This is a genomic window from Caulobacter sp. GW821-FHT12D05 (genome assembly GCF_058807295.1).
Genome location: NZ_JBXAQO010000002.1, coordinates 349898 through 375434, shown reverse-complemented (window position 1 = coordinate 375434; position 25537 = coordinate 349898). Strand labels below are relative to the sequence as shown.

Here is a 25537-nt window from a genome sequence, read left to right as displayed (position 1 = left end):
ATGAGTTCGTGTCAGGTTCAGCCTCGCGGCCGCCAGGCCAGCACATCGGCGCTATGACCCACCCCGGCCTTGGCGCACATGCCCTTCACCGGACACGCTCCGCATTTCGGTCCCTCGTGGGGGCACAGCATCTGGCCCAGGCCACGCTTCATCAGCCAGTGCAGCTCGAAGAGGTCGTCCGCCGTCCACGTGTCCGGCGCCAGGCCCATCAGCGTGTGATAGGTGTGGGTTGTATCCCCCGAGCCCACCAGGCCAATACGCTTGGCCACCCGGTCGATGTGGGTGTCGACCACCAGCGACCGCATCGCCAAGTCGCTGAAGTTCAGCACGCAGGCGGCGACCTTGACGCCCACGCCCGGCAGGGCCTGCAGTTCCCAGCGGGCCTGGTCGACCTCCAGCGTCTTCAGGTGACTCAGCGACAGCCAGCCGACCTTGGCCTCGATCATCTTCAGGGCGGTGGTCAGGTGGCGGGCCTTGTCGCCGGGGAAGGTGACGTCGTCGATGATCCGCGCCACGGCGGCGACAGGCGCGCGGGCCAGGTCTTCCCAGCACTTGAACTCTGACCGCAGGCGCAGGAAGGCGGCCCACGACACGGCGTCCTGGGTGCGGCCGCTGATCGAGGCCTTCACCAGCTGCGAGATCGGGTCCATCCGCGCCACCGGCCGCTGCGGACCGAACTCGCAGAGCAGGGCGTCGCGCACGCTTTCCAGCGGGGATCGGGCCAGGCCTAGGGACAGCTGCATGGGAACTCGCCGCGCAAGAACATAATGAGAACATTATGCCGCGCGGATCGACTTGTCCACAGGGTGTTTAGCGGCGGTAGCGACCCCAGAGCGCCGTCACGCGACGGCGCAGGCGCTGGAAGGCCACGCGCACGGGCGTCGGGGCCGGATGCGGGTCAGGGCGCTCTTCCTCGGGCAGCGCGACACCGGCGAAGCGGGCGATCAGGTCGCGCAGCTGCGGTTCCTGGACGGCGAGGGCGGCCTCGACCGGGTCCATCCACTCCAGGGTGCGTTGGCCCTTCTCGGGCCAGGTCTCGAGCTCGCTGGCGACCTCCAGCGGAAAGACATCGACCTTCACAAGGCGCGCCGCGCCGCTCTTCAGCTTCTTGAGGTACTCGTATTCGCCGATCGGCTGCTCGGCGATGACGCCGACCAGGCCGGCTTCTTCGTAGGCTTCGGTGGCGGCGGCCTGGAAGTCGGTCTTGTCCTTCATCGGCCAGCCCTTGGGGATCACCCAGCGGCGGGTCTCGCGCGACGAGACCAGCAGGATGCGCAAGGCTTCGCCTTCGCCGCGCCAGGGCAGGGCGGCGACCTGGCGGCGCTTGCCGCCGCCGCCTCCGGACTTGCGTCCGTCCTGCTTCCCCCCAACGTCGGTCACTTCATCCAGAACCCGAGGTAATAGAACAGCGCCGCCGTCAGAGCCGCAGCCGGCAGGGTGACGATCCAGGCGGTGACGATGTCCTTGGCGACGCCCCAGCGAACCGCCGAGACCCGGCGCGAGGCGCCGACGCCCACAATAGCGCCTGTGATCGTGTGAGTCGTCGAGACAGGAACGCCCACATGGGTCGCCAAAAACAACGTGATCGCGCCGCCGGTCTCCGCGCAGAAGCCCTGCATGGGCGTCAGGCGGGTGATCTTGCTGCCCATGGTATGGACGATGCGCCAGCCGCCGAACAGGGTGCCGAGGCCCATCGCCGTCTGGCAGGCCAACACCACCCAGAACGGGATCTCGCCCGCCTTTTCGGTGGCTCCGTGGGCGAACAGCAGGGCGGCGATGATGCCCATGGTCTTCTGCGCGTCATTGCCGCCGTGGCCCAGGCTGTACAGCGCGGCCGAGACGAACTGCAGCTTGCGGAAGATGCGGTCGGCGAAGAACGGCGAGCTCTTTACGAAGGTCCACGAGACGATCAGCACCAGAACGAGCGCCAGCAGGAAGCCCATGGTCGGCGAGACGATGATGCCGGCCGCTGTCTTGCCCAGGCCCGCCCACTGGATGGCGCCGATGCCGCCGACCTTGGCGATGGACGCGCCGACCAGGCCGCCGATCAGGGCGTGCGAGCTGGACGAGGGGATGCCCGCCCACCAGGTCAGCAGGTTCCAGCTGATCGCGCCCATCAGCGCTGCGAAGATCAGGCGGTCGCTGATCACGTGCGGGTCGACGATCCCTGAGCCGACCATCTTGGCCACGTGCAGGCCGAAGAACAGGAAAGCGATGAAGTTGAAGAACGCCGCCCAGATCACGGCCCACTTGGCCGACAGCACGCGGGTCGAGACAATGGTGGCGATCGAGTTGGCGGCGTCGTGCAGGCCGTTCAGAAAGTCGAACGCCAGGGCGACGACGACCAGAAAGACCAGGATGATGAACGTGGGATCCACGGGACTCAGACCTGTTCGACGACGATGCCGCTGATGCGGTTGGCCACGTCCTCGAAGCGGTCCATGACCTTTTCCAGGTGGCTGTAGATGTCGACGCCGACGATGAAGGCCATCGGATCGCCGGTCCTGTTGGCCAGGAACAGGGCCTTGCGGCCGTCGTCGTACATGACGTCCGACTGTTCCTCGATCTCGGTGATGCGCACGGCGATTTCGCTGAGCTTCTGCGCGTTCAGGCGCATCTTGGGCAGCAGGGCGACGGCTTCTTCGGTCAGCTTGGCGGCCTCGACGATGATGCGGGTCATCTCGCGCATCTGCGGTTCGAAGCTCTTCACCTCGAACAGGTTCACCACCTTGGCCGTCTTGCGCATCTGGTCGATGGCGTCGTCCAGCGAGGTGGTCAGGCTCTGGATGTCGCTGCGGTCGAACGGGGTGATGAAGCTGCGGCGCACGGCCACCATCACCTGGCGGGTGACCTCGTCGGCCTCGTCCTCGTATTGGTAGACCCGCGCGCTGGCGGCCTCGACGGCGTCGCCGCCGGCGGTCATGTCGTGCAGAGCCTGCGCCCCGGCGACCAGGGTCCGCGCGTGGGCGGAGAACAGGTCGAAGAAGGCGTCTTCCTTCGGCATGACGGCCTTGAACAAGCCCAGCATCAGCGTCTTTCCTTGCTGTGGAGTCGCATTCGTCCGTGAACGGATCGCGCGCGGCGCACCGGAACCACGGAAGGATTTGCCCGTCAAATCCTATCTGTGAAACTTATGTGACGGTCCTCGCGCGAGCGGCGCCGTTAAGGCAGGATCGCTGCAACCTTGAGGACCGGAGTACGTCATGGCCTTCACGCTCAGCATCAATGGCGAGACCAAGACCGCCGACGTCGACGGCGACACGCCGCTGCTGTGGGTGCTGCGCGATACGCTGGGCCTGGTCGGGGCCAAGTTCGGCTGCGGCGCGGCTCTGTGCGGGGCGTGCACGGTGCATCTGGACGGCGCGCCGGTCCGGGCTTGCATCACCCCGGTCGAGAGCGTGGGCCAGAAGAAGGTCACCACCATCGAGGGCGTCGGCAAGTCGCCGGTGGGCAAGCGGGTGCAGGAGGCCTGGAAGGCCATCGACGTGCCCCAGTGCGGCTACTGCCAGGCCGGCCAGATCATGTCGGCCACGGCCCTGCTGACCGAAAAGCCCAAGCCGACCGACGAGGACATCGACGCGGCGATGAACGGCAACCTGTGCCGCTGCGCGACCTACATCCGCATCAAGAAGGCGATCAAGGTCGCCGCCGGCCAGGTGGAGGCTTGAGGATGGACGGCGAGATCCTGCGCGACCCGACCCGCCGTTTCGTGCTCACGAGCGGCGCCGCGACCGGCGGCGGCCTGATGCTCAGCTTCACCATGGCGACCGAGGGCAGCGCCGCCGGCGCGACCCAGGTCAACGCCTATGTCCGCATCGGCTCCGACAGCAAGGTGACTATCGCTTCGAAGGTCCCGGAGGTGGGGCAGGGGATCAAGACCTCGCTGCCGATGCTGATCGCCGAGGAGCTGGACGTCGAGTGGTCGGCCGTGACGGTCGAGCAGGCGATCGCGGACACCAAGGTCTACGGCCGCCAGGTGGCCGGCGGCAGCATGGCCACGACGCTGGAATATGACGGCCTGCGCCGGGTCGGCGCGACGGTCCGGGCGCTGCTGATCCAGGCCGCCGCGACGCGTTGGAGCGTGCCGGTGGAAAGCTGCTCGACCGAGCGGGGCGTTGTGATCTCCGGCGCCCGCCGCGCGGCCTATGGTGAACTGGTCGAGGACGCCGCCAAGCTGCCGGCTCCGGACCCCAAGACCTTGACCCTGAAGGACCCCAAGGCCTTCCGGATCATCGGCCAGAGCCACAAGAGCCAGAACCTGGACGCCATCACCACGGGCAAGCCGCTGTACGGCATCGACACCCGCGTGCCGGGCATGCTGTTCGCGACCTTCGCCAAGGCGCCGGTGTTCGGGGCCAAGGTGGCGTCGGTCGACCTCGCGCCGGCCAAGGCGGTCAAGGGCGTTAAGGACGCCTTCGTGATCGAGGGCGGGACGGCGCTGAACGGCCTGTTGCCCGGCGTGGCGGTGGTCGCGACCAGCTGGTGGGCGGCGCGCAAGGGCCGCGAGGCGCTTGAGATCAAATGGGCGGAGCATCCAACCTCGGCCCAGAGCAGCGCCGCCTTCGCCGCCAAGGCCGCCGAGCTGGCCAAGGGGACGCCGCAGCGTGTGGACCGTGCCGACGGCGATGTCGATGCGGCTCTGAAGGGCGCGGCCAAGACGGTCAGCGCCGCCTACAGCTACCCCTTCATCGCCCACGCGCCGCTGGAGCCGCAGAACTGCACCGCTTCGGTCAAGGATGGGAAAGTCGAGATCTGGGCCCCGACCCAGAACCCGGAACCTGGTCGCAAGCTGGTCGCGGCTGCTCTGAACGTGCCGGAAGAGGCCATCACCATCCACCTTGTGCGTGGCGGTGGCGGTTTCGGCCGGCGGCTGAACAACGACTACATGGTCGAGGCCGCCGCGATCGCGGCCAAGGCCGGCGTCCCGGTCCAGCTGATCTGGACCCGCGAGGACGACATCCAGCACGACTTCTACCGCCCCGGCGGCTGGCACAACCTGACCGCCGGCCTGGACGCCTCGGGCAAGGTCGTGGCCTGGAACGACCACTTCGTCAGCTTCGGCGAGGGCGAGCGGTTCGCGCCCAGCTGCGGCTTCAACGCCACCCAGTTCCCGTGCCGGGCGGTCGACAACTACCGCGTCCAGGTCTCGGTCATGCCGCTGGGCGCGCCGACCGGGCCGCTGCGGGCGCCGGGCAACAACGCCTTCGGCTTCGTGCTGCAGAGCTTCACCGACGAGCTGGCTTTGGCCGCCGGCAAGGACCCCATCGCCTTCCGCCGCGAGCTGTTGGGTGAACCGCGCCTGCTGGGCGAGGCGGGCAAGGGCGACAGCTTCCACACCGGCCGTATGCGCGGCGTGCTCGATCTGGTCGCCGAGAAATCCGGCTGGGGCCGCAAGCTACCGGCCGGCACGGGCATGGGCGTGGCCTGCCACTACAGCCACATGGGTTATGTGGCGGTGGTCATCCAGGTGACGGTCAAGGACGGCTCGCTGAAGGTCGACAAGGCCTGGGCCGCCGCCGACTGCGGCCGCCAGATCATCAATCCCAAGGGCGCCGAGCAGCAGGTGCAGGGCTCGGTGCTGGACGCTGTGGGCGCGGCCCTGGCCCAGGAGATCACCTTCGAGGGCGGGGCGACGACCCAGAGCAACTTCGGCGACTTCCCGCTGCTGCGCATGCCCGACGCCTTCGACGTCGAGGTCCACTTCAAGCTCTCGGACAACAACCCGACGGGCCTGGGCGAGCCGGCCTATCCGCCGGCCCCGGCGGCGCTGTGCAACGCCATCTTCGCGGCGACGGGCAAGCGCATCCGGTCCTTGCCGGTGGGGGACCAACTGGCTTAAGGCCGGAGGGTATTCTCTAGCAGGGCTCTTCCATGTCGCAGGTCACCGTCGTCAGCCACCCGCTCGTCCAGCACAAGCTGACCAAGATGCGCGACAAGCAGACCTCGACGAAGACCTTCCGCGCCCTGATGCGCGAGGTCGCGACCCTGATCTGCTACGAGATCACCCGCGACCTGCCTATGGACGCGGTGCAGATCGAGACCCCGGTGGCCCCGACCACGGCCTATGAGATCGCCGGCAAGAAGCTGGTCTTCGCCCCGATCCTGCGCGCGGGTCTGGGCATGTGCGAGGGCATGCTGGACCTGGTGCCGTCGGCGCGCGTGGCCCACATCGGCCTTTATCGCGACCACGAGACGCTGGAGGCGGTCGAGTACTACTTCAAGGCCCCCGAGGACATCGCCGGCCGCCTGGTCATCGTGGTCGACCCGATGCTGGCCACCGGCCACTCGGCCATCGCCGCCATCGCCCGCCTGAAGGCCGCCGGCGTCACCAACCTGCGCTTCGTCTGCCTGCTGGCCGCCCAGCCGGGTGTCGACGCCCTGCAGGCCGCCCACCCCGACGTGCCGATCTGGACGGCGGCGGTGGACGCTCAGCTGAACGAGCACGGCTACATCGTGCCGGGCCTGGGCGACGCGGGCGATCGGACGTTCGGGACGCGGTAGAGCGTTACTTATGGTTCTCCGGGAACTTGAAGCCCAGATAGACCCCGTTCACGATGCCGGCCAGGATCAGCAGGTTCGTATCGAAGGTCGGGAATGCGTAGTTCCAGACCACCGACCAGGCGAAAATGAAGCCGAGGATCAGCGTCCAGGTAAACATCTGGACGCGGTGAAGGACGATGGATTTCCCATCCGAGAGAATGTCCTTCCAAAAACCTCTCGAAGTTTCCGGCGTGCGGGCAGGATCTCCGGGAGGGGGCGGTGGAGGCGTCTCCGCGTCGATCGCGACGGACGCAAGGCCGCTGACCCCGGAAATCCCGAGCAGCGCCAGGACGCTTGAGGTCATGACGCCGATCCACTGGGCCGACGTCAGCCAGATGAAGATGAAACCGCCCAAGGTCAGCAGGAACCACCAGGCCATCTGCACGCGGCCAAGGCTGAAAGGCGGGTTCGGGCTGTCCTTGATCGTCGCCCGGAGCAGCGATGTGTTCCAGCCCCACATGAAAAGGCCGATCACGAGCAGGAGGAAACCCGCGCCGCCCGCGATCAGCCAGTGGCCTTCGAAAGCTGCGATCCTCATGTTGCTGATTTCCGCGCCGGAACGCGGCAGCTTGGCGCCATGATCGCCGAGGCCGACGCTGACCTGACGCGTGCCGTCCTCGCCAATCCCGCGCAACAGGTCGCGCCAGTCTTTCCCCGCGTTGCTGGCGGAGTCTTCAGGCGCGCGCATCCACACAGGCTCCCACACGGGTTTGGTGGGCGTATCGGAAACCGGCACTTCAGCCTTGAAGCTCGCTCCCGTCTCGACGCCGTCGATGAAGATTGAGACATCTGTTGACGTTGGGAAGTCGGCGATCTTCGCCTGAGCTTGTTGTCGTGCGGTCTGGGCCGTCCTGAAGCGGGTTTCGCTGGCCGCTTTTTCCGCCGCGGCGGCGGCGTCCATCCCCTGGCGGGCCTTGTCCTCGATCTCCTGGGCCGTCTTGAGATCGGCTTCCAGGACCTTGCGGGCCGCCAGTTCCTTCTTGAAATAGAGCTCTGGTCGCCAGGCGAGACAAAGTTTCCCGTTAGCGCCGAACTTGGCGTCTTTGCCGTCCTTGCCGGGTTTGGCGAAAAGCGTGACGCCAGCAGGCACGTTGCCCGGCCCGCAGGTCTGTTTGTCCGTGATGACGTTGTAGCCCGTGGCGATCAACACAAAGCCGAGTAAGATCGCGCCGCTGATCGCGATCACCCTTCCGGTTTTCTCAGACATCCGCTGCCCCCCGGCATCGCTCAAAGAACGATGTTCATCAAAGCTTAACTTTGTTGAAAAGGCAACTCAAATGCAGCTTTGGCGGGAATATCTGCCGTAACGCTCGCTAGTCCGCCAGCGCCTTCACGAAAGCCTTCACCACGGTCGCCGAGTTGTCCGAGGCCAGGGCCATGAAGGTCCCCATCTCGTTGGCGCCCGCGCCGCCGCCGGCCAGGTCCGAGAGGCTGCGGAAGGCGATGAAGGGGGTCTTGCTGACCAGGGCCACGTGGGCGACGGCGGCGCTTTCCATGTCGACCACGCGGGCGTCGAACGTCGCGCGCAGGTATTTGCGGTAGGCGGCGTTGTCCAGGAACACCGGGGCAGAGACGCCCTTGCCGCCCACCACCACCTTGGGCGGATGGACCAGGCACTTGTCGGCGGCGCAGCGTTGCAGGGCGACTGAAGCTGCGACCTTGCGGGCGGTGTCGAGCAGGACCGGATCGGCCGGGAACCAGACGCGGGCCGGGGCGCCCAGGGCGTCGCCGGGGAGAACGATCCCGCGCGGATAGATCATGCCGTAGTTGGCCAGGTCGCTGTTGCGGATGAACGACTGGACCTCGAAACCCTTGTCGGTCTCGCGGGCGAAGGCGCTCTCCAGGTTCTGGGCCCACTGGTCGGCGACCACGACGTCGCCGATGTCCAGGCCCTCGTCGACGCCGCCGGCGATACCGGAGAAGACGATGCGGGTGATGTTGAAGCGGTCCAGCGCCATCTGGGTGGTCATGGCCGCGTTGACCATCGACACGCCGCTCAGGAACACCACCACCGGCTTGCCCTCAAGCTTGCCGGTCATGAACCGCACGCCGTTGACGTCGTAGGTCTTCTGCTCGCTGGTCGCCGCGTTCAGGGCGCCGATCTCAGGCGGGAAGGCCGAGATCACGGCCACGCGCGGGGTCTGGTCCAGACGCTGGGCCATTGCGGGCGAAGCGATGAGGACGAGGCAGGCCAGGATAAGGGCGGGCAGGCGCATGACGACTCCTTCAATGGCCAAGCCTTAGCCGCCCGGCGGCGCGGACCCAAGCGCCTCGGACCGAAAGCGGGCGAAACCTGAGAACGTGGTTTGACGCCTTAACCATCTTGAGCTTCAACCGCTCGAACGGCATGCAGAGTCGAACACGAGTCCAGGCCATCGATGTCCAAGAGCGTACCGTTGATCTACGTCGCCGATGACGACGAGCCGACGCTGGAGCTGATCGAGACCTTTCTGGCGCGCGACGGGCTGGAGGTGGTCGGCTTTCCGGACGCCGCCCGGCTGATCGCGGCGATCGCCGTTCGCAAGCCGGACGCCATTCTGCTGGACGTGCGCATACCTGGCCTGAGCGGCCTGGACGCCCTGAAGACCATCAAGGAATCGGACGCCGCTGCCATTCCGGTGCTGATGCTGACCGGCGACGGGCGCTTCGACCGCATCGTCCAGGCCATGCAGCTGGGCGCCAAGGGCTATGTGATGAAGCCGTTCGACGGTCCCAAGCTGGTCGGCGAAGTCCGGGCGATGCTGAAGTAGCTAGCCGATCAGGCCCTTCAGCCAGGCAAGGGTCTCGTTGCACCAGGCCAGGAAGTTCTCGAACAGGCTGGGCGCCTTGGCGGGGGCGGTGGGTTTCTTGACCTCGACCGGTACGAACCAGCTGGGCGCGGCCGGCGGGGCGCAGTTCATCCGCATGCCGACGCCCTTGAGGTAGCCGCGCCGCACGCCGCCGGACTGGATGGCTTTCGCGATTGCCTTGTCGTGCTTGGCCGCGCCGGTCAGCTTGCGGATCCAGTTGCGGAACGGCAGCACGTCCCGCGTCGTGTCGCGCACGCCGGAGACGCCCACGCCGTAGGCAGCATCAGCGACCTTCTTGCCCTTGGAGCGGTTGTCCGGTGGCGGGGCTTCATCCAGGTCGGGACCCAGGGCCGCGTCCAGCCGGCCGATCTCGGCGGCGATCGGCTCGCAGCGGGAGAGTCCGGTCATGTCGTAGGGATCGGCGACGGCGCGCTGCAGCACCGCGGGGATCGACTTCTGCTTGAGGTTCAGGTCCTCCAGCGGCGCGGTGGCGGCGTCGCGGAAGGTGTCGTGCTGCTGCATCGTGCCCTGGTCGGTCTGAGCGATGGCCGGACCGGCGAGCGCGAGCAGCAGGAGGGGAGGGGTCACACGCATCATGGCCGCCGCACCACCTGGCCGCCCTTCATGACGAAGACGACGTCTTTCGTCGCCTCGATCGCCTGGGTCGGGTCGCCCTGGACCGCGACGATGTCGGCCAGGTAGCCGGGCTTCAGCTGACCCAGGTCGCCGGCGCGGCCCAACACCTTGGCGTTGACCGCCGTGGCGGCCAGCAGCGCCTGGACCGGCGTCATGCCCTCCTTGACCAGCCAGATCAGCTCGCGGGCGTTGTCGCCGTGCTTGAAGACCCCGACGTCGCTGCCCATACCGATGGTGACACCGTTCTTCACCGCCAGCTTGAAGGCGCGATCGGCATTGGTCATGGCGGCCGTCGGCGGCGTCTTGTCGGCGACATAGCCGCCGAAATAGGTCGACGTGCTCTCGACCGCCGTCAGGGTCGGGAAGAACACCACGCCCTTCTCGGCCATCAGCTTGAAGGTAGCGTCGCTGCCGCCATAGCCGTGCTCGATGGTGTCGACGCCGGCCAGCACCGCCCGGCGCATGCCTTCGTCGCTGGAGGCGTGGGCGGCGACCGGCCGGCCGCTGGAATGGGCCGCGTCGACCAGGGCCTTCAGCTCCTCGATCGAGAAGGTCGGCTGGGTCGAGCCGTCGGGACCGATGCGGTAGTCGGCATAGACCTTGATCCAGTCCGCGCCGGCCCCGGCCTGCTCGCGCACGGCCTTGACCACCTCGGCGACGCCGCTGGCCTCTTGCGCGCCCTGGGGCAGCTCGGCCTCGGGATTGTAGTTCTTGCGCGCCGGACCGTAAGAGCCGGTGGCCACGATGGCGTTGGTCGCCACGAACAGGCGCGGGCCCGGGATCAGCCCGTCATTGATCGCCTTGCGTAGCGGCACGTCGGCCGCGCCGACGCCCTCGGTGCCGAGGTCCCGCAGGGTGGTGAAGCCGGCCTCCAGCGTCGCCTTGGCCTGTACCGCCGCGCGCAGGGTGCGGTAGGTCGGCGTCTCCTTCAGCACCTGATCGTCCCACAGGGTCTCGTTGTAGGGATGCAGGAAGAGGTGGCTGTGCAGGTCCATCAGGCCCGGGATCACCGTCGCGCCGGGCAGGTCGACGACCTCGGCCCCGGTCGCGTCGATTTGGGCGGCGGGTCCGACGGCGGCGATCTTGCCGTCCTTGACCAGCACGGCCCAGCCCTCACGCGGCGGACCGGCGTTCTCGGCGGTCCAGACGCGGGCGGGCTTGAGCAGGATCGGCTGGGCGGCCTGGGCAAGGCCCGGCGTCAGGATCAGGGCGAGGGCGGTGAGCAGGCGGCGCATGGACGACTCTGTGGTTGGACGCCCAGCTAAGCCGAAATCGGCTCAGGCGCCAAAGCGCAGATGGATCAACGGGTAGGGGCGACCCTGGCTGTCCAGTTCGGAGCGACCCGTGCGTTCGAAACCCATGTGCTCGTAGAAGCCAACGGCCTGGGCGTTCTGCTCGTTGACGTCGGTGGTCAGGGCCGGGTGAACGGCCAGGGCGTAGTCGATCATGATCGCGCCGACGCCGGCCCCGCGATGCTCGGGATCGATGAACAGCGCTTCCATGTGGCCGTTGTCGATCAGCATGAAGCCCAGCGGCCGGTCACGGTCGTCGACGGCCAGGGTCATCGGGGCATACGGCAGGAAACCCTCGACCTCGCGGCCGATCGCGGCGCGGTCCTCGGTCGTCAGAAAGTCGTGGGTCGCATCGACGGCGGCGGCCCAGATCTCGACGACACGCGGGCCGTCCTCGGGCCGGGAAGGGCGGAGCTTGATCATGGCGCGGTCTAGCCCGCCGGAGCCTCCCGCGCCAGCCGGGCGCAGACCTCGGCGGTGTGGGCGTCGGCCGGGAAGGCGCACTCGATCCTCAGTTCGTCCAGGGTCACGTCGCGCGGGGCGGCGAAGGTGGTGATGGTCTCGAAGAAGCGAAGCTCACCCAGGTCGCTCTGGAAGATCAGGTTCAGCACCGGCGCGGGCTCTTCCTCCACGTCGCGGAAGCGCCAGCGGGCGGGCACGTCGGGATAGGCCAGCATCTCGTCCAGCAGGGCCTGGGCGATGGTGTCGGAGGGGACGGCGGCGATGTCGGCGTGCAGGTGGCGCAGGAACTTCTGGGCGACCTCGGGCCAGTTGACGATCACCTTGCGGAAGTCCTCGGGATCGAACACCTGACGCAGCAGGTTGCTGTGCGGACTCTGCTGGCCCCGCATCAGCAGGGCGTTGACCCGCTGGGCCGCTTGGTTGGCCATCAGCACGTCGAAGTGGCGGTTGATGACGAAGGCCGGGTAGGGCTCCTGATGGGCGATGATCAGCTCAATCGCCTCGCGCATCCGCTCCAGGGCCGGCTTGACCAGGGTGTTTTCCGAGTACTGCGGGGCGTAGCCGGCGGCCAGCAACAGGGCGTTGCGCTCGCGCAGCGGCATGTCCAGGGCGTCGGCCAGGCGAGCCAGGGTCTCACGGCTGGGCTGGGCCTTGCCGGTCTCGACGCACGACAGGTGGCGGGTCGAGACGCCGGTGTCCAGCGACAGGTCCAGCTGGCTGAGCCGCCGCGCCGCCCGCCACTCGCGCAACAGCACCCCGACGGGCGGATGAGGTTTCCGGACCTGGCTGGACGTCATGGGCGCTCCCTAGCGGTCGTCCGCCGACGGGACCATGACCTGCGAGGTCATGCTGATCTTGTCGCGCTGAGAGCGCTAGTCGTCGCAAAACGTTGGAACGGACGCTGCTGACAGGTTCAGGACTCACAGTCCTCCAATCTCGCGACAGGAGACGGAGCGTGCGCTTGGAAAAGATCGATCTGAAAGCGGCGCTGCCCGCGCTCTATAACGCCCCGCGCGGACGGTTCGTGATCGTCGACGTGCCGCCGATGAACTATCTGGCCGTGGAGGGCGAGGGAGATCCCAACGCCGCGCCGGCCTATCTCGCCGCCGTCGAGACCCTGTACACGGCGTCCTACACCTTGAAGTTCATGGCCAAGGCCGCCCTGGGCCGCGACTATGTCGTGCCGCCGCTGGAAGGCTTGTGGTGGGCCGACGACATGGACGACTTCGTGGCCCGCCGGAAGGATCGCTGGCGGTGGCGGATGATGATCGCGACGCCGGACTTCGTCGATGAGCCGGTCGCCTTGCGCGCCGTCGAGCAGGCGCGGGCCAAGGGCAAGGCGATGGCGGGCGTGACCTTCCAGCGCCTGGAAGAAGGCCGGTCGGTCCAGGCCCTGCATGTCGGATCGTACGACGAGGAGGGCCCCGCGCTGGAGGCCCTGCACAAGCGGTTCCTGCCCGCCAACGGCCTGGTTCCGGCCGGGCTGCACCACGAGATCTATTTGAACGATCCGCGCCGGACCTCGGCGGAGAAGCTGAGGACGCTGCTCCGCCAGCCGGTTCGGGCTATCGCCTAGATCGCTTGCCTAGATTTCTTGATTGTACTTGCCGACGCGGTCGCCCAGGCGCGGCTTCACTTCCTGGCGGAAGAGGGCGCGCATGTCGTCTTCCGACTGGGTGCTTTCCACGACCACCACGACCTCAGGCTTGTTCGACGAGGCGCGGACCAGGACCCACGAGCCGTCTTCCAAGTGCACGCGCACGCCGTTGACCGTGATCACCTCGGTGATCTTGCGGCCCAGGATCGAGCCGCTGGCGGCGAACAGGTCCTGGTATTCCTTCACCACGTCGTCGACGACGCCGTACTTCACCTCGTCGCCGCACTTGGGGCTCATGGTCAGCGAGGTGAAGGCCACTGGCAGGGCCTTGCGCATGTCCGACAGCTTCACGCCGGGATTGCGGTCCAGCATGGCCAGGATGGCGGCGGCGGCGGTCAGGCCGCAGTCGTAGCCGTAGCCCAGGTCGCCGTTCATGAAGAAGTGGCCGCTTTTCTCGAAGCCGGCCAGGGCGCCCAGCTCGGCGCTCTTGCGCTTGATGTAGCTGTGGCCGGTCTTCCAGTAGATCACCTTGCAGCCGTACTGCTGGAGGATCGGGTCGGTGGCGTAGAGGCCCGTCGACTTCACGTCGACCACGAAGGTCGCGCCGGGGTTCAGCGGGGCCAGATCGCGGGCCAGCATCAGGCCAATCTTGTCGGCGAAGATCTCCTCGCCCTCGTCATCCACCACGCCGCAGCGGTCGCCGTCGCCGTCGAAGCCGAAAGCCAGGTCCGCGCCGGTCTCACGCACGGTGTGCGCCATGGCGTGCAGCATCTCGGCGTCTTCGGGATTGGGATTGTACTTGGGGAAGGTGAAGTCGAGATCGGTGTCCATCGGCACGACCTCGGCCACGCCCATCTTCTGCAGGGCCTCGACCACGAAGGCGCCGGCCGTGCCGTTGCCGCAGGCGGCGACGACCTTCAGGGGACGCGTGACGCTGGCGCGCTTGGCGACGTCGTCGATATAGCGCTGGGCCTCGCCCTGAACGCGGATCAGCTTGCCGCCGTCGCGCTCGACGAATTCAGCGCCGAGCACGATCGCCTTCAGGCGGCTCATCTCGTCGGGGCCGAAGGTCAGCGGACGCTGGGCGCCCATCTTCACGCCGGTCCAACCGTTCTCGTTGTGGCTGGCGGTGACCATGGCCACGCAGGGGATGTCGAGGTCGAACTGGGCGAAATAGGCGGTCGGCGACAGGGCCAGGCCGATGTCGTGGACTTCGCAGCCGGCGCTGATCAGGCCCAGGATCAGGGCGTTCTTGATCGAGGTCGAATACGAGCGGAAGTCGTGGCCGACCACGATCTTCGACTGGCCCAGCTCGTGGATGTAGGTGCCCAGACCCAGGCCCAGGGCCTGAACGCCCAGCAGGTTGATCTCCGGCCCGAACAGCCAGCGCGCGTCGTACTCGCGGAAGCCAGTCGCCTTGACCAGCGGTTCGTTTTCATACGCGGCGGTATTGGCAACGAGATCGGCGCGGGGCGCGGAGAACATCGAAAGCTCGCTTCAGTTGAGACGGTGTGGCTTTAGCCGCGCGAACGCCGCGCGACTAGCGCGTTCGCATGACAAAGTTCGATTAAATCAGCTGTGACTTAGATCACGCCGGCGCGAAGCAGGTCGTGAACATGCAGGATGCCCACAGGCTGACCAGCCTCGACCACGAACAGCACGGTGATCCGGCGATCGTTCATGATCTTCAGCGCCTCGGCGGCTAGGGCGCCCGGCGCGATGGTCTGGGGCCCCTTGGTCATGACCTCGCCGGCCGTGTGGGTCAGCAGGCCGTCCATGTGCCGGCGCAGGTCGCCGTCGGTGATCATGCCGGCCAGGGCGCCGGCGCCATCGACGACGCCAACCGCGCCGAAGCGCTTCTCGCTCATCACCAGCAGGGCGTCGGGCATGGCTGCGTCCAGGCCGATCAGCGGCAGTTCGCCGTCGTCATGCATCAGGTCGCCGACCGTGCGCAGCATGGCGCCCAGCTTGCCGCCGGGATGGAAGACGCGGAAGTCGCTGGCCGTGAAGCCGCGCCGCTCCAACAGGGCCACCGCCAGCGCGTCGCCCAGGGCGATCTGCAGAGTGGTGGAGGTGGTCGGGGCGTTGACCTCGGCCGTAGCCTCCGGCGCGTCGGGCAGCAGCAGCAGGATGTCGGCGGCTTTGCCCAGCGGGCTGTCGGCCACCGCGGTCATGGCGACCAGCGGAATCGAGAAGCGCTTGGCGTAGGCCAGGGTGTCGGAGAGCTCGCGTCCCGCGCCCGACTTTGACAGCGCCAGGATCACGTCGTCCGGGCCGATCATGCCGAGGTCGCCGTGGCTGGCCTCAGCGGGGTGAACGAACATGGCCGACGTTCCGGTCGAGGCCAGGGTAGCGGCGATTTTTCGAGCCACGTGGCCGGACTTGCCCATGCCGGTGCAGACGACCCGGCCCTTGGCGTCGAACACAGTCTCGACCGCGCGGACGAAGGTCTCGCCCAGCGACTCGGCCAGGGTGTTGAGGGCCTCGGCCTCGGTGCTCAGCACGCGATGGCCGACGGCGACGGCGTCAAAGCTGCTCATTGCGGAACCTGGTCCGGCATCTGGCTGGCGGCCTCGACGGCCTTCTTGGCGGCTTCGTCGCGACGCTGGGCGGCGTCCTTCTCGCGCTGCAGCTTGGCCTTCATCTCCGGCGTCTGCTGCACCGGCGTGTGGCCGAACGGACCCCACGAGCGGTCGCCTTCGCCTTGCGGCCAGACGAGCGAAAAAGTGACCAGGGCCAGGGCGATAAGCCCCATCAGCGGCATGAAGAAACGATCCGACATGGTTCGCCTATAGCACGGCCATTGGGGCGGGGGAGAGGCCATGACGGGAGAGGGCGCGGCATCCGTGCTTGACGCTGCGCCCGCCTGGCCTTAGCCCGCGCCCATACCTCCCCAGTCTATAAGGAAGCCCGATGCCGACGCTTGTCCTGCTCCGCCATGGCCAGAGCCAGTGGAACCTGGAAAACCGCTTCACGGGCTGGGTCGATGTCGACCTGACCGCCGAGGGCGAGGCCCAGGCCAAGAAGGGCGGCGAGCTGATCGCGGCCGCCGGCATCCAGCTGGATCACATGTTCACTTCGGTCCAGACCCGCGCCATCCGCACGGGCAACCTGGCCCTGGACGCCGCCAAGCAGAGCTTCGTGCCGGTGACCAAGGACTGGCGCCTGAACGAGCGTCACTACGGCGGCCTGACGGGCCTGAACAAAGCCGAGACGGCCGAGAAGCACGGCGAAGCCCAGGTCACCATCTGGCGTCGCTCGTATGACGTGCCGCCGCCGGAACTGGCCCCGGGCGGCGAGTACGACTTCAGCAAGGACCGTCGCTACAAAGGCGCGGACCTGCCGTCGACCGAGAGCCTGGCCACGACCCTGGTCCGCGTGCTGCCTTATTGGGAAAGCGACGTCGCCCCGCACCTGAAGGCCGGCGAGACCCTGCTGATCGCCGCCCACGGCAATTCGCTGCGCGCCATCGTCAAGCACCTGTTCAACGTGCCGGACGACAAGATCGTCGGCGTCGAGATTCCGACGGGCAATCCGCTGGTCATCGAACTGGACGCCCAGTTGAAGCCGACCGGCGCGCGCTACCTGGACGAAAGCCGCGCCGAAGCGCTGCCAGCGGTCGGTTAAGCTTTACCGGAAGCCGTTGGAAACACGGCGTTAATTTTGGTCTGCGCATGGTGATCCCTCACTACGGGATTCCATGCCAAACATGAGCGCGCCGGCGCCCAACACCCAGGAATATAAGCGTTTGACGCAGTATGACGTGGACGTCATCTGCGCCAAGCACGACCGCCTGTGGTCCGCCCGGATGGGCGGGGCGCGGGCCGTGTTCGCTTTCTGCGACCTGTCGGGCCTGTCGATGACGGGCCGCAATCTGTGCGACGCCGACTTCACCGGCGCGATCATGGTCGGCTGCGACCTGCGCAAGACCAAGCTGGACAACGCCAACTGCTACGGCGCCGACATGCAGGGCGCGGACCTGACCGATGCGTCCTTGCGTCGCGCCGACCTGCGCGGCTCCAGTCTGCGCGGCGCCAACCTGACCGGCGCCGACATGTTCGAGGCCGACCTGCGCGAAGGCACGATCGCCGCCGCCGACCGCAAGGAAGGCTACAAGGTCATCGAGCTGACCCAGCGCGAGGCCTATGCCAGCGGCGCCAACCTGTCGGGCGCCAATCTGGAGCGCTCGCGCCTGTCGGGCATCGTGGCGACCAAGGCCGACTTCAGCGACGCGATCCTGAAGGACGCCAAGCTGGTCCGCGCCAACCTGAAACAAGCCAATTTCAACGGGGCGAACCTGGCCGGCGCCGATCTATCGGGCGCCAACCTGGCCGGGGCCGACCTGCGCAACACGGTCCTGGTCGGCGCCAAGACCATGTCGTGGAACATCAACGACACCAATCTGGACGGGGCCCTGACCGACAAGCCGTCGGGCACCAGCGTCTCGGACCTGCCCTACGAGCAGATGATCGCCGACCACGCCAAGTGGATCGAGACCGGGGGCGGCGAGGGCAAGCCATCGGTGTTCGACAAGGCCGACCTGCGCAATCTGCGCTCGATCCGCGGCTTCAACCTGACGGCCCTCTCGGCCAAGGCGGCGGTGTTCTACGGCCTCGACATGGAAGGCGTGCAGATGCAGGGCGCCCAGCTGGAAGGGGCGGATCTGCGGGCCTGCAACCTGCGCCGGGCCGACCTGCGCGGCGCGCGGTTGAAGGGCGCCAAGCTGACGGGCTCGGACCTGCGCGACGCCCAACTGGGGCCGTTGCTGATCGCCGCCGACCGCACGCTGCCGTGCGACATGACGGGCGCCATCCTGACCAATGCCGATTTCGCGCGCGCCGACCTGCGCCAGGCCCGGATGGCCGGGGCGGACGTCTCGCGCGCCAACTTCACGGGAGCCCAGCTCAAGGATGTCGATCTAACCGGCGCGATCCGCATGGCGGCGCGCGGATTGGACGACGTGATCTGAGAGAAATTGCTATTTTTCGCGACAAACGGACGCAGGCTTAACGGTTCGCTCGTCCATCGCCGCTACAGTCCGCGTAACACACAAAAGAACACTAACGGGGACCATCGTTATGAACGCCGCGCAAAGCGTGGCCGGGCGGCGACGCCTGAGCCAAGCCGAGCTCGACATGATCGTAACGGCGCACGAGAAATTCGTTACCGGCAAGCAGGGGGGCAAGCGAGCTTCCCTACGCTTCATGCAGCTGTCGGGCCTAGATCTGTCGTTCCGGAACTTGACCGACGCGGACTTGACCGCCTCGATCCTTGAAGATTGCCGCATGGTCCGCACCAAGCTGGATCGCGCCAGCCTGTTCGGCTGCGACCTGCGAAAGAGCGACATGCGCCAGGCCTCGCTGGTCCGCGCCGACCTGCGCGGCGCTTGCCTGCGCGGCGCCAACCTGGCCCAGGCCGACCTGACCCAGGCCGACTTCCGCGAAGGCCAGATCGCCATTCCGCACCCGCGCAAGGGCCTCGAGACCATGCGCCACGAGACCCGCCAGGGCGAGGTCGACGAGGTCAACTTCTCGGGCGCCACCCTGGACGGTTCGCAGTTCGAGGGCGTCTCGGCGTTCAAGGCAGACTTCAGCGACTGCTCTCTGCGCGGCGCCAAGCTGTCGGGCGCCAACCTGAAGGAAGCCAATCTGGTCGGGGCCATCCTGGACGGCGCCGACGTCAAGGGCTGCAACCTCGAGGGCGCGAACCTGTCGGGCGCGGTCATGGCCGGTGTCGACACCTCCACCGCACGCACCAGCGGCGCCAGCATGAACGGCGCCGTCGGCACGGTGACCCGCGAGGCGCTGAGCAAGGCCGAGGAACTCTACAACCGCTGCCTGGGCAACCAGCGCTGGTGCCAGACCGGCGGCAAGGAAGGGCAGGCGGCTCGTCTCGACGGCGAGGACCTGCGTCCGCTGGGCAACAAGCTGAAGGGGCTGCGCCTGACGGCCATGAGCGCCAAGGGCGCCTGCATGGTGGGTCTCGATTTGTCCGGCGCCCAGCTGCAGGGCGCCAATCTGCAGAACGCCGACCTGCGCGCGGCCAATCTGCGCGGCGCAGACCTGCGCGGCGCTAAGCTGACGGGCGCCAACCTGACCAAGGCCGATCTGCGCCAGGCGTTCTTGTCGCCGCTGCCGCTGGGACCGACGCGCCAGACGCAGGCCAACCTTCAATCGGCCCGCATGCGCTACGCCATGCTCCAGACGGCCGACCTCAGCGAGGCGGTGCTGGACGGGGCCGACCTGCGCGGCTCGGACTTCACCGGCGCCCGCGTGGCCAAGGCCAGCTTCCGCGACGTGGACCTGAACCAGGTCCAGGGCCTCGACTTCTCACTGCCCTGAACATGAAAAAGGCGGCGCATCGCTGCGCCGCCCAAGTTCAGAGGGGAGTGTGGGGGATCAGGAACAGAGGCCGCCGGTTAGGCGGCCTTTTCGCCTTCGATCAGGGTCGAGGCGGCAGTCGTCTTGATCTCCACCGTGCGGGGCTTCAGGGCTTCCGGCAGTTCACGCTTCAGCGCGATCGACAGCAGGCCGTTCGACAGATCGGCGTCTTCGACGATCAGGTAGTCGGTCAGCTGGAACTTGCGCTCGAAGTTACGCTCGGCCAGGCCGCGGTGCAGGTACTGCTTGGCGTCGCCATCGTTGGCGGCCTTGCGACCGGTGACGGTCAGCAGGTTTTCCTTCACCTCGACGGTCAGTTCGTCCGGCTTGAAACCGGCCACCGCGATCTCGATGCGGTAGTCGTTCTCGCCAGTGCGTTCGATGTTGTAGGGGGGATAGCCCGAGGCCGCTTCGGTGCGGGCGGCGGCGTCCAGCTGGTCGGCGAGGCGGTCGAAGCCGACGAGCGAGCGGTACAGGGGCGAAAGGTCGATCGTACGCATAGGTCTAGATCCTTCTTATCAAGCAAGGTCTTTGATGTTCGTCCCGTCGGCGACCCGAAATCGGCATCGCCAGGTGGTCCGGAAGGCCCGGGTTTCCAGCGCCTTCGTGAAACTAATTGGTGAGCGGATTTTCGGGTTCAAGGGGCCGTTTCGTCAAAGAACGTGAATCGTTTGACGCACCGGTTCCCCCGGCTAAGGTCGCGGCCTCCGTTACGCCGAAGGACACGTCCCCCATGCCGCTTCGCCGCCACATGCTGTTGCTTGCCGCCGCCATCACCCTGGCCGCGCCCGCCGCTTTCGCCTCGACCGACGCCGCGCTGAAGGCCGCCGTCGCCTCGCCGACCCGTCCCGCCGGCGACGTCGCCCGCGACGGCGCGCGCCACCCGGTCGAGAGCCTGGACTTCTGGGGCCTCAAGCCCAAGCAGACCGTGATCGAGATCTCGCCCGGCGGCGGCTACTGGACCGAGATCCTGGCGCCGTACGCCAAGGCCACCGGCGGGACTTACATCGCGGGCGTCGCCGACCTGTCGAACCCGAAGATCTCGGAAGGCGCCAAGAAGGGCCGCGCCGACTTCGAGGCCCGCTTCTCGGACGCCGCCAAGTACGGCAAGCCGCAGTACGCCAATTTCGGCCCGGTCTCGGGTCCGCTGGGCGCGCCGGGCTCGGCCGACCTGGTCCTCACCGCCCGCAACGTCCACAACTGGACGCAGGCGCCGGGCATGGCCGACAAGGTGTTCGCCGACTTCTTCGCCGTGCTGAAGCCGGGCGGCGTGCTGGCCATCGAGGATCACCGCGCCGATCCGCGCTCGGAAAAGGACGCCGGCGCCGACGGCTATCTGAACACCGCCACCGTCATCGCCCTGGCCGAGAAGGCTGGCTTCAAGCTGGACGCCAAGTCCGAGATCAACGCCAATCCCAAGGACACCAAGGATCACCCCTTCGGCGTCTGGACCCTGCCGCCCGTCAAGCGCACCGCGCCGGGCGGCCAGCCGGCCAATCCGAACTTCGATCGCACCAAGTACGACGCGATCGGCGAAAGCGACCGCATGACCCTGCGCTTCAAGAAGCCGGCCTGACTTTGGTCAAGGTCGAGGGGCAGGCTGGAGCTGTTGTCGGGGGGATGATGGTTCCAGCTCACACGTGGTCGCGACGGGCAGTCCTGGCGAGCGTCAGCGCGCTGGGGCTGACCGCCTGCGGCAAGAAGAATGATCCGGCCAAGGTCGAGGCCAAGGCCGCCGAGAAGGCGGGACCCAAGACGATCGAGGCGGTGGTGGCCGGCGACTGGCGCCGGCCCGAGGACCGCGCGCGCGACGTCTGGCGCCATCCGGTCGAGACCCTGAAGTTCTGGGAGCTGAAGCCCGGCCAGACGGTCGTCGAGTTCTGGCCCGGCGCGGGCTGGTACACCGACATCCTCGCCCCATACCTGGCCGACACCAAGGGTCACCTCTATGAGGCGCTGCTGCAGACCGACCCCGCCGATCCGGCCGCGGCCGAGATCGCCGAGGGCTATCGTCGCAAGTTGACCGAGAAGAAGAAGGTCTATGGCGACGTGCAGTTCACCGCCTTCGGCCCGACCAGCGGTCCGGTGGCGCCGGCGGGCACGGTCGATCTGGTGCTGTTCCTGCGCAACCTGCACAACTGGATGGCCGGCGGCATCGCCGAAAAGGCCTTCAAGGACGCCCTGGCGGCTCTGAAACCCGGCGGCATCCTGGGCATCGAGGAGCATCGCGGCGAGCCGGGCCGGGTGCAGGACGTGCTGGCGACCGACGGCTATGTCCAGCAAGACTACGTGATCCAGATGGCCAAGGAGGCGGGTTTCGTCCTGGTCTCGGCCAGCGAGATCAACGCCAACGCCAAGGACACCAAGGACCACCCGTTCGGCGTCTGGACCCTGCCGCCGACGCGGCTGTCGGCCCCGCGCGGCGAGCCGGCCGAGCCAGGCTTCGACCATGCCAAGTACGACGCGATCGGCGAGAGCGACCGCATGACCCTCAAGTTCATGAAGCCGAAATGAGGAAGGCGCTGATCCTGGCTGCCGTCCTGGCGACCGCCGCCACGCCGGCCCTGGCCGAGAAGAGCGCGCCCGCCAACAAGGTGTTCTCGTACCTCGACAAGTACCTGAAGATCCCACCGGCCGAGCGCACGCGGGTCAGGCTGGGCTATGGGATCCGCCATGACGGCAAGCCCATACCGAACCTGAAGGCGACCCTGGTCGAGAAGAACGGTGCGAAGACGCCGATGCCGCTGACGGCCGACGGCAACTTCGAGCGCCTGCCGACCCTGGCTCAGTTGGACGGCGATCCGACGATGGTGTTCGATGTGCCGGCCGACTGGAAGATGGGCTCGGTCATGGACTTCCAGACCCAGTTCAAGCCGGCGACCGAGTACGACGTCCGTGAACTGACGGCGACGGTCAACGAAGCCAACGCCGTGATCGGCAAGGCCGCCGGCGTCGCCAGCTTCATGGTTCCGAAGATGTCGGGGATTGCCTTCCTGAAGGCCGAGACCGGCGTGGCCGTCTATGCCGACGGCCGCACTCAGCCGCTGCCGTTGGCTGGCGGCATGCCGTATTTCTTCGCCGCCGATCATCAGGGCGCCGTACGGGTAAAGTTGACAAAAACCCCGACTAGGGTCGCCTTCTATCAGGGGAAGAAATAGACCCTGGGTCGTCTGAACGGTGTTTACTTAACCGGGCGGCCCGGTCTAGCTTTTTGCAAACGCATCGCGCAGAGGGAGATCGCGCATATGGCCACGATTCAAGAAGTCACCGACCGCATCAAGGGCGCCGTGGGCGACGACAGCGGCCTGGGCAAGAGCCTGAAGTTCGATCTGAAGGACGCCGGCGTCATTCACATCGACGGCGGCGCGGTCACCAACGAAGACAAGCCGGCCGACCTGACCATGACGCTCAGCCTGGACGACCTGCTGGCCATCGGCGCCGGCTCGCTGGACCCGACCATGGCGGTCATGACCGGCAAGCTGAAGCTGTCGGACATGGGCACGGCCATGGCCCTGCAGCCCAAGATGGGCGCTCTGTTCGCCAAGATGCGCTAAGCCGAATGGGAGAGGAACCGCGTCTCGTCTCGATTCCAGACGCTCCGGTTCCCAACCACGGTAAGGCTGAATGGTTTAGCGGCGCGGATGGGGCGACCCTCCGCGCCGCGACCTTTTTCCCGGACGGCCCGGTTCGCGGCACCGTGGTGCTCAGCCCGGGCCGCAGCGAGCCGCTCGAGAAGTATTTCGAGGTCGTCGAGGACCTCCTGAAACGCGGCTTCGCCGTGCTGCTGCATGACTGGCGAGGGCAGGGGCTGTCGGCCCGCAGCCTTCCCGACCGCCTCAAGGGCCATGCCCTCGGCTTCAAGACTTTCATCGCCGACTACAAGGCGCTGCTCGACGCGTTCGAGGCGCGGATGCCCAAGCCGTGGATCGCCGTCTCCCACTCGATGGGCGGCTGCCTGACCATGCTGGCCCTGGCCCACGGCGAGACGCGGTTCGCGGCGACGGTGCTGTCGGCGCCAATGCTGGGCCTCAACACGGCTGGCGTGCCGCCCTGGCTGGCCAAGCCCTTGGCCTGGACCATGTCCCGTATCGGCCGGGCCGGGGACTACGTGTCGGCGCCCTACGACCCGCTGGTCCAGACCTTTCAGGGCGACGGCCTGACCCACGACGAGACGCGTTACGATCGTTACCAGAACCAGCTGCGCGCCGACCCCGAGATCGCGCTCGGCGGCATGACCTGGGGCTGGGCGGACTTCGCCATCTCGGCTTGCGGCTGGCTGAAGACCAGCAAGGGTGTCGAGGCTATCGCCTCGCCGGTGACCATCGTCGGGGCCGAGCTCGATAACCGCGTGCTGAATTCGGACGCCCGGGCGATCGCGGGGCGCATCCCTAAGGGCCGCTACGTGGAAGTCCCGGGCGCGTTCCACGAGATCCTGATCGAGACCGACCCCCGCCGGGCGATCTTCTGGCAGGCCTTCGACGAGACGGTGGATCCCGTCGCGCCGCGCGAACCGCTTATTTCGCCGAACGTCTCAGACTGACCAGCGCCTCGTCCAGCGGACGGCGGTCGCCGGAGATGACCATCTGGCCGCCGTTCGGGCCGACGGGCTCGCCGCGCCAGTTGGCGACGATGCCGCCGGCGCCTTCGATCAGGGGAATGGCGGCCTCGATGTCCCAGGACTTCAGGCCGGCTTCGATCACCATGTCCATCTTGCCCATGGCCACCATGGCGTAGGCGTAGGCGTCGCAGCCTTGGCGGGCCAGCTTGGCGGCCGCGCGCACCTGCAGCCAGGCGCCGCGCTCGGCTCCGTCGAAGCAGGCGTCGGCGTCGGTGGTAGCGATGACGGCGTCGGTCAGGTCGGCGCATTCGCGCACCCGGATCGGCGTCTCCTGGCCACGGGCCAGCAGGCGCGAGCCGCCGGCGTGGCCGACAAAGATCTCGCCCACATAGGGCTGGCCGATGGAGCCCAGCACGGGGCGGCCCTGATGGCGCAGGCCGATCAGGGTGGTCCACAGCGGCAGGCCGGAGATGAAGGCGCGCGTGCCGTCGATCGGGTCCAGCACCCAGACGAACTCGGCGTCCGGGCGGTCCTCGCCGTATTCTTCGCCGATCACGCCGTGCTCGGGATAGCGCTCCGAAATCAGCTTTCGGATCGCCGCTTCCGCGCCGCGGTCGGCTTCGGTCACCGGGTCGAACGCCGCGTGGGTGTCGCGCGGCAGGTTCTTGCCCGCCCCCTTGTCCTCGAGGCCGTGGTCGGCCCGGAACAGCGGCAGGATCACCTGGGCCGAAGCCCGGTTCAGGTCGATGATGAAGGCGTCGAGCGCCGCGAGCCGATCAGCGGAGAGCGTCATGGGGCGGGGTTTAACGCCCCCGCCCTAGGTACGCTAGCTCACACAGACAACTTAGGCGTCGGCGTGTTCAGGACCGCCGCCGTTCAACGACTTGGCCAGGTCCAGCAGACGACGGCGCGGACGCTCGCCCAGCAGGTAGTAGGCGCGGATCAGGTCCAGCGTCTCCTTGCGCGCGAACATTTCGCCGCCCTCGGCCGACTCGCCGGCCGTCTCGCGGCGCACGTCCGACAGGCCGTCGTAGAAGTAGCCAACCGGCACTTCCAGCGCCTCGGACAGTTGCCACAGACGTGCGGCGGAGATGCGGTTGGCGCCGCACTCGTACTTTTGAATCTGCTGGAACCGAACGCCGACAGCGCCCGCCAGTTGTTGCTGGGTCAGGCCCAGCAGACGACGGCGGCGACGCAGACGCTTGCCCAGATGCGTATCGATGTCGTTACCCATGGAAGCCGTGCCCCCTAGCTTTTCCACCCGTCCCGAAACGGAACGGCCT

The 25537-nt window shown here is 67.5% G+C and carries 29 protein-coding genes; 13 read left to right on the top strand and 16 right to left on the bottom strand.

The features are described from left to right. Nucleotides 1-17: 17 nt before the first annotated feature. The 4 genes from AC1RRR_RS09270 to AC1RRR_RS09255 form a co-directional block, all read right to left on the bottom strand. Nucleotides 18-743, bottom strand: coding sequence for an endonuclease III domain-containing protein (locus tag AC1RRR_RS09270; RefSeq protein ID WP_492812444.1), 726 nt, complete (start codon nucleotides 741-743; stop codon nucleotides 18-20). A gap of 67 nt (nucleotides 744-810) precedes the next feature. Continuing rightward, nucleotides 811-1389 (bottom strand): NUDIX hydrolase, encoded by a 579-nt coding sequence (locus AC1RRR_RS09265; RefSeq protein WP_492813533.1) that lies wholly within the window; start codon nucleotides 1387-1389, stop codon nucleotides 811-813. Next, nucleotides 1377-2378: an inorganic phosphate transporter gene (locus tag AC1RRR_RS09260; RefSeq protein WP_492812443.1), complete on the bottom strand. Its 1002-nt coding sequence runs from the start codon at nucleotides 2376-2378 to the stop codon at nucleotides 1377-1379. Before AC1RRR_RS09260 ends, AC1RRR_RS09265 begins: the two co-directional genes overlap by 13 nt. 5 nt (nucleotides 2379-2383) lie before the next feature. Further along, on the bottom strand, nucleotides 2384-3028 hold the full coding sequence (locus AC1RRR_RS09255; RefSeq protein ID WP_492812441.1) for a DUF47 domain-containing protein: 645 nt from the start codon (nucleotides 3026-3028) through the stop codon (nucleotides 2384-2386). 175 nt (nucleotides 3029-3203) lie between these two features. On the opposite strand from AC1RRR_RS09255, the gene AC1RRR_RS09250 reads away from it, so the two are divergent. From AC1RRR_RS09250 to upp, 3 genes are read left to right on the top strand one after another with little or no spacing between them, the layout of a single operon-like run. Then, on the top strand, nucleotides 3204-3668 hold the full coding sequence (locus AC1RRR_RS09250) for a (2Fe-2S)-binding protein (protein WP_492812439.1): 465 nt from the start codon (nucleotides 3204-3206) through the stop codon (nucleotides 3666-3668). 2 nt (nucleotides 3669-3670) lie between these two features. Then, nucleotides 3671-5839: a xanthine dehydrogenase family protein molybdopterin-binding subunit gene (locus tag AC1RRR_RS09245; protein WP_492812437.1), complete on the top strand. Its 2169-nt coding sequence runs from the start codon at nucleotides 3671-3673 to the stop codon at nucleotides 5837-5839. Between the two features lie 32 nt (nucleotides 5840-5871). Then, nucleotides 5872-6501: a uracil phosphoribosyltransferase gene (gene upp, locus AC1RRR_RS09240; protein WP_492812435.1), complete on the top strand. Its 630-nt coding sequence runs from the start codon at nucleotides 5872-5874 to the stop codon at nucleotides 6499-6501. Between the two features lie 4 nt (nucleotides 6502-6505). On the opposite strand, the gene AC1RRR_RS09235 is transcribed toward upp, so the two are convergent. Both AC1RRR_RS09235 and AC1RRR_RS09230 read right to left on the bottom strand, forming a co-directional pair. Further along, nucleotides 6506-7747: a hypothetical protein gene (locus tag AC1RRR_RS09235; protein ID WP_492812433.1), complete on the bottom strand. Its 1242-nt coding sequence runs from the start codon at nucleotides 7745-7747 to the stop codon at nucleotides 6506-6508. Nucleotides 7748-7853: 106 nt separating this feature from the next. Beyond that, a complete protein-coding gene (locus AC1RRR_RS09230) occupies nucleotides 7854-8756 on the bottom strand; it encodes a 5'-methylthioadenosine/S-adenosylhomocysteine nucleosidase (RefSeq protein WP_492812431.1) in 903 nt (300 codons plus the stop codon). Nucleotides 8757-8918: 162 nt separating this feature from the next. On the opposite strand from AC1RRR_RS09230, the gene AC1RRR_RS09225 reads away from it, so the two are divergent. Then, entirely contained in the window at nucleotides 8919-9290 is a 372-nt protein-coding gene (locus tag AC1RRR_RS09225) for a response regulator (protein WP_492812429.1), read from the top strand. Here AC1RRR_RS09225 and AC1RRR_RS09220 read toward each other — a convergent pair whose 3' ends face one another. The 4 genes from AC1RRR_RS09220 to AC1RRR_RS09205 are packed head-to-tail and all read right to left on the bottom strand — an operon-like array spanning nucleotide 9291 to nucleotide 12516. Continuing rightward, nucleotides 9291-9917: a hypothetical protein gene (locus tag AC1RRR_RS09220; protein WP_492812427.1), complete on the bottom strand. Its 627-nt coding sequence runs from the start codon at nucleotides 9915-9917 to the stop codon at nucleotides 9291-9293. A gap of 5 nt (nucleotides 9918-9922) precedes the next feature. Next, nucleotides 9923-11200 (bottom strand): metal-dependent hydrolase family protein, encoded by a 1278-nt coding sequence (locus tag AC1RRR_RS09215; RefSeq protein WP_492812425.1) that lies wholly within the window; start codon nucleotides 11198-11200, stop codon nucleotides 9923-9925. A gap of 42 nt (nucleotides 11201-11242) precedes the next feature. After that, the gene (locus AC1RRR_RS09210) at nucleotides 11243-11680 is read right to left on the bottom strand and encodes an acetyltransferase (protein WP_492812423.1); all 438 of its coding nucleotides are present in this window, start codon (nucleotides 11678-11680) and stop codon (nucleotides 11243-11245) included. 8 nt (nucleotides 11681-11688) lie between these two features. Next, complete coding sequence (locus tag AC1RRR_RS09205) at nucleotides 11689-12516, bottom strand: helix-turn-helix domain-containing protein (RefSeq protein WP_492812421.1); 828 nt, start codon at nucleotides 12514-12516, stop codon at nucleotides 11689-11691. A 164-nt stretch (nucleotides 12517-12680) separates the two neighbouring features. Between AC1RRR_RS09205 and AC1RRR_RS09200 the strand changes: the two genes are divergently transcribed. Continuing rightward, nucleotides 12681-13295 (top strand): GyrI-like domain-containing protein, encoded by a 615-nt coding sequence (locus tag AC1RRR_RS09200; RefSeq protein WP_492812419.1) that lies wholly within the window; start codon nucleotides 12681-12683, stop codon nucleotides 13293-13295. Between the two features lie 9 nt (nucleotides 13296-13304). Here AC1RRR_RS09200 and AC1RRR_RS09195 read toward each other — a convergent pair whose 3' ends face one another. The 3 genes from AC1RRR_RS09195 to AC1RRR_RS09185 form a co-directional block, all read right to left on the bottom strand. Then, the gene (locus tag AC1RRR_RS09195) at nucleotides 13305-14801 is read right to left on the bottom strand and encodes a phosphomannomutase/phosphoglucomutase (RefSeq protein ID WP_492812417.1); all 1497 of its coding nucleotides are present in this window, start codon (nucleotides 14799-14801) and stop codon (nucleotides 13305-13307) included. 98 nt (nucleotides 14802-14899) lie between these two features. After that, entirely contained in the window at nucleotides 14900-15856 is a 957-nt protein-coding gene (locus AC1RRR_RS09190) for a KpsF/GutQ family sugar-phosphate isomerase (RefSeq protein WP_492812415.1), read from the bottom strand. Next, nucleotides 15853-16080: a hypothetical protein gene (locus AC1RRR_RS09185; protein WP_492813531.1), complete on the bottom strand. Its 228-nt coding sequence runs from the start codon at nucleotides 16078-16080 to the stop codon at nucleotides 15853-15855. The genes AC1RRR_RS09190 and AC1RRR_RS09185 overlap by 4 nt, the downstream gene beginning before the upstream one ends. A gap of 149 nt (nucleotides 16081-16229) precedes the next feature. Here AC1RRR_RS09185 and gpmA point away from each other — a divergent pair, with 149 nt between their 5' ends. The 3 genes from gpmA (at nucleotide 16230) to AC1RRR_RS09170 (ending at nucleotide 19657) form a co-directional block, all read left to right on the top strand. Next, nucleotides 16230-16943, top strand: a complete 714-nt coding sequence (gpmA, locus tag AC1RRR_RS09180; protein ID WP_492812413.1) for a 2,3-diphosphoglycerate-dependent phosphoglycerate mutase — start codon at nucleotides 16230-16232, stop codon at nucleotides 16941-16943. Nucleotides 16944-17025: 82 nt separating this feature from the next. Beyond that, nucleotides 17026-18285 (top strand): pentapeptide repeat-containing protein, encoded by a 1260-nt coding sequence (locus AC1RRR_RS09175; protein WP_492812411.1) that lies wholly within the window; start codon nucleotides 17026-17028, stop codon nucleotides 18283-18285. A gap of 109 nt (nucleotides 18286-18394) precedes the next feature. Further along, a complete protein-coding gene (locus AC1RRR_RS09170) occupies nucleotides 18395-19657 on the top strand; it encodes a pentapeptide repeat-containing protein (protein WP_492812409.1) in 1263 nt (420 codons plus the stop codon). Between the two features lie 77 nt (nucleotides 19658-19734). Here the strand turns inward: AC1RRR_RS09170 and AC1RRR_RS09165 are convergent, their stop codons facing one another. Continuing rightward, on the bottom strand, nucleotides 19735-20196 hold the full coding sequence (locus tag AC1RRR_RS09165) for an Hsp20 family protein (protein WP_492812407.1): 462 nt from the start codon (nucleotides 20194-20196) through the stop codon (nucleotides 19735-19737). A 233-nt stretch (nucleotides 20197-20429) separates the two neighbouring features. Here AC1RRR_RS09165 and AC1RRR_RS09160 point away from each other — a divergent pair, with 233 nt between their 5' ends. The 5 genes from AC1RRR_RS09160 (at nucleotide 20430) to AC1RRR_RS09140 (ending at nucleotide 24236) form a co-directional block, all read left to right on the top strand. Beyond that, nucleotides 20430-21272: a class I SAM-dependent methyltransferase gene (locus AC1RRR_RS09160; RefSeq protein ID WP_492812405.1), complete on the top strand. Its 843-nt coding sequence runs from the start codon at nucleotides 20430-20432 to the stop codon at nucleotides 21270-21272. A 44-nt stretch (nucleotides 21273-21316) separates the two neighbouring features. Further along, nucleotides 21317-22210 carry a class I SAM-dependent methyltransferase gene (locus AC1RRR_RS09155; protein WP_492812403.1) on the top strand — a complete coding sequence of 298 codons (894 nt, stop codon included), beginning with the start codon at nucleotides 21317-21319 and terminating at the stop codon, nucleotides 22208-22210. Next, nucleotides 22207-22854, top strand: a complete 648-nt coding sequence (locus AC1RRR_RS09150) for a DUF2987 domain-containing protein (RefSeq protein WP_492812401.1) — start codon at nucleotides 22207-22209, stop codon at nucleotides 22852-22854. The genes AC1RRR_RS09155 and AC1RRR_RS09150 overlap by 4 nt, the downstream gene beginning before the upstream one ends. 87 nt (nucleotides 22855-22941) lie before the next feature. Continuing rightward, nucleotides 22942-23250 carry an SCP2 sterol-binding domain-containing protein gene (locus tag AC1RRR_RS09145; protein WP_492812399.1) on the top strand — a complete coding sequence of 103 codons (309 nt, stop codon included), beginning with the start codon at nucleotides 22942-22944 and terminating at the stop codon, nucleotides 23248-23250. A gap of 5 nt (nucleotides 23251-23255) precedes the next feature. Further along, nucleotides 23256-24236 (top strand): alpha/beta fold hydrolase, encoded by a 981-nt coding sequence (locus AC1RRR_RS09140; RefSeq protein WP_492812397.1) that lies wholly within the window; start codon nucleotides 23256-23258, stop codon nucleotides 24234-24236. Here the strand turns inward: AC1RRR_RS09140 and hisN are convergent. Both hisN and AC1RRR_RS09130 read right to left on the bottom strand, forming a co-directional pair. After that, the gene (gene hisN, locus AC1RRR_RS09135; protein WP_492812395.1) at nucleotides 24211-25047 is read right to left on the bottom strand and encodes a histidinol-phosphatase; all 837 of its coding nucleotides are present in this window, start codon (nucleotides 25045-25047) and stop codon (nucleotides 24211-24213) included. The two genes, AC1RRR_RS09140 and hisN, sit on opposite strands and share 26 nt — an antisense overlap. 51 nt (nucleotides 25048-25098) lie before the next feature. Beyond that, a complete protein-coding gene (locus AC1RRR_RS09130; RefSeq protein ID WP_492812393.1) occupies nucleotides 25099-25488 on the bottom strand; it encodes a helix-turn-helix domain-containing protein in 390 nt (129 codons plus the stop codon). Nucleotides 25489-25537: the final 49 nt, after the last annotated feature.

Coding starts and splice junctions, on each gene's coding strand:
- AC1RRR_RS09210 (WP_492812423.1), bottom strand. CDS start 11,680: ATGATCAAGCTCCGCCCTTCCCGGCCCGAGGACGGCCCGCGTGTCGTC.
- AC1RRR_RS09235 (WP_492812433.1), bottom strand. CDS start 7,747: ATGTCTGAGAAAACCGGAAGGGTGATCGCGATCAGCGGCGCGATCTTA.
- AC1RRR_RS09160 (WP_492812405.1), top strand. CDS start 20,430: ATGCCGCTTCGCCGCCACATGCTGTTGCTTGCCGCCGCCATCACCCTG.
- AC1RRR_RS09170 (WP_492812409.1), top strand. CDS start 18,395: ATGAACGCCGCGCAAAGCGTGGCCGGGCGGCGACGCCTGAGCCAAGCC.
- upp (WP_492812435.1), top strand. CDS start 5,872: ATGTCGCAGGTCACCGTCGTCAGCCACCCGCTCGTCCAGCACAAGCTG.
- AC1RRR_RS09230 (WP_492812431.1), bottom strand. CDS start 8,756: ATGCGCCTGCCCGCCCTTATCCTGGCCTGCCTCGTCCTCATCGCTTCG.
- AC1RRR_RS09205 (WP_492812421.1), bottom strand. CDS start 12,516: ATGACGTCCAGCCAGGTCCGGAAACCTCATCCGCCCGTCGGGGTGCTG.
- hisN (WP_492812395.1), bottom strand. CDS start 25,047: ATGACGCTCTCCGCTGATCGGCTCGCGGCGCTCGACGCCTTCATCATC.
- AC1RRR_RS09145 (WP_492812399.1), top strand. CDS start 22,942: ATGGCCACGATTCAAGAAGTCACCGACCGCATCAAGGGCGCCGTGGGC.
- AC1RRR_RS09165 (WP_492812407.1), bottom strand. CDS start 20,196: ATGCGTACGATCGACCTTTCGCCCCTGTACCGCTCGCTCGTCGGCTTC.
- AC1RRR_RS09150 (WP_492812401.1), top strand. CDS start 22,207: ATGAGGAAGGCGCTGATCCTGGCTGCCGTCCTGGCGACCGCCGCCACG.
- AC1RRR_RS09250 (WP_492812439.1), top strand. CDS start 3,204: ATGGCCTTCACGCTCAGCATCAATGGCGAGACCAAGACCGCCGACGTC.
- AC1RRR_RS09215 (WP_492812425.1), bottom strand. CDS start 11,200: ATGCGCCGCCTGCTCACCGCCCTCGCCCTGATCCTGACGCCGGGCCTT.
- AC1RRR_RS09190 (WP_492812415.1), bottom strand. CDS start 15,856: ATGAGCAGCTTTGACGCCGTCGCCGTCGGCCATCGCGTGCTGAGCACC.
- AC1RRR_RS09245 (WP_492812437.1), top strand. CDS start 3,671: ATGGACGGCGAGATCCTGCGCGACCCGACCCGCCGTTTCGTGCTCACG.
- AC1RRR_RS09140 (WP_492812397.1), top strand. CDS start 23,256: ATGGGAGAGGAACCGCGTCTCGTCTCGATTCCAGACGCTCCGGTTCCC.
- AC1RRR_RS09225 (WP_492812429.1), top strand. CDS start 8,919: ATGTCCAAGAGCGTACCGTTGATCTACGTCGCCGATGACGACGAGCCG.
- AC1RRR_RS09175 (WP_492812411.1), top strand. CDS start 17,026: ATGAGCGCGCCGGCGCCCAACACCCAGGAATATAAGCGTTTGACGCAG.
- AC1RRR_RS09185 (WP_492813531.1), bottom strand. CDS start 16,080: ATGCCGCTGATGGGGCTTATCGCCCTGGCCCTGGTCACTTTTTCGCTC.
- AC1RRR_RS09270 (WP_492812444.1), bottom strand. CDS start 743: ATGCAGCTGTCCCTAGGCCTGGCCCGATCCCCGCTGGAAAGCGTGCGC.
- gpmA (WP_492812413.1), top strand. CDS start 16,230: ATGCCGACGCTTGTCCTGCTCCGCCATGGCCAGAGCCAGTGGAACCTG.
- AC1RRR_RS09155 (WP_492812403.1), top strand. CDS start 21,317: ATGATGGTTCCAGCTCACACGTGGTCGCGACGGGCAGTCCTGGCGAGC.
- AC1RRR_RS09195 (WP_492812417.1), bottom strand. CDS start 14,801: ATGTTCTCCGCGCCCCGCGCCGATCTCGTTGCCAATACCGCCGCGTAT.
- AC1RRR_RS09130 (WP_492812393.1), bottom strand. CDS start 25,488: ATGGGTAACGACATCGATACGCATCTGGGCAAGCGTCTGCGTCGCCGC.
- AC1RRR_RS09255 (WP_492812441.1), bottom strand. CDS start 3,028: ATGCTGGGCTTGTTCAAGGCCGTCATGCCGAAGGAAGACGCCTTCTTC.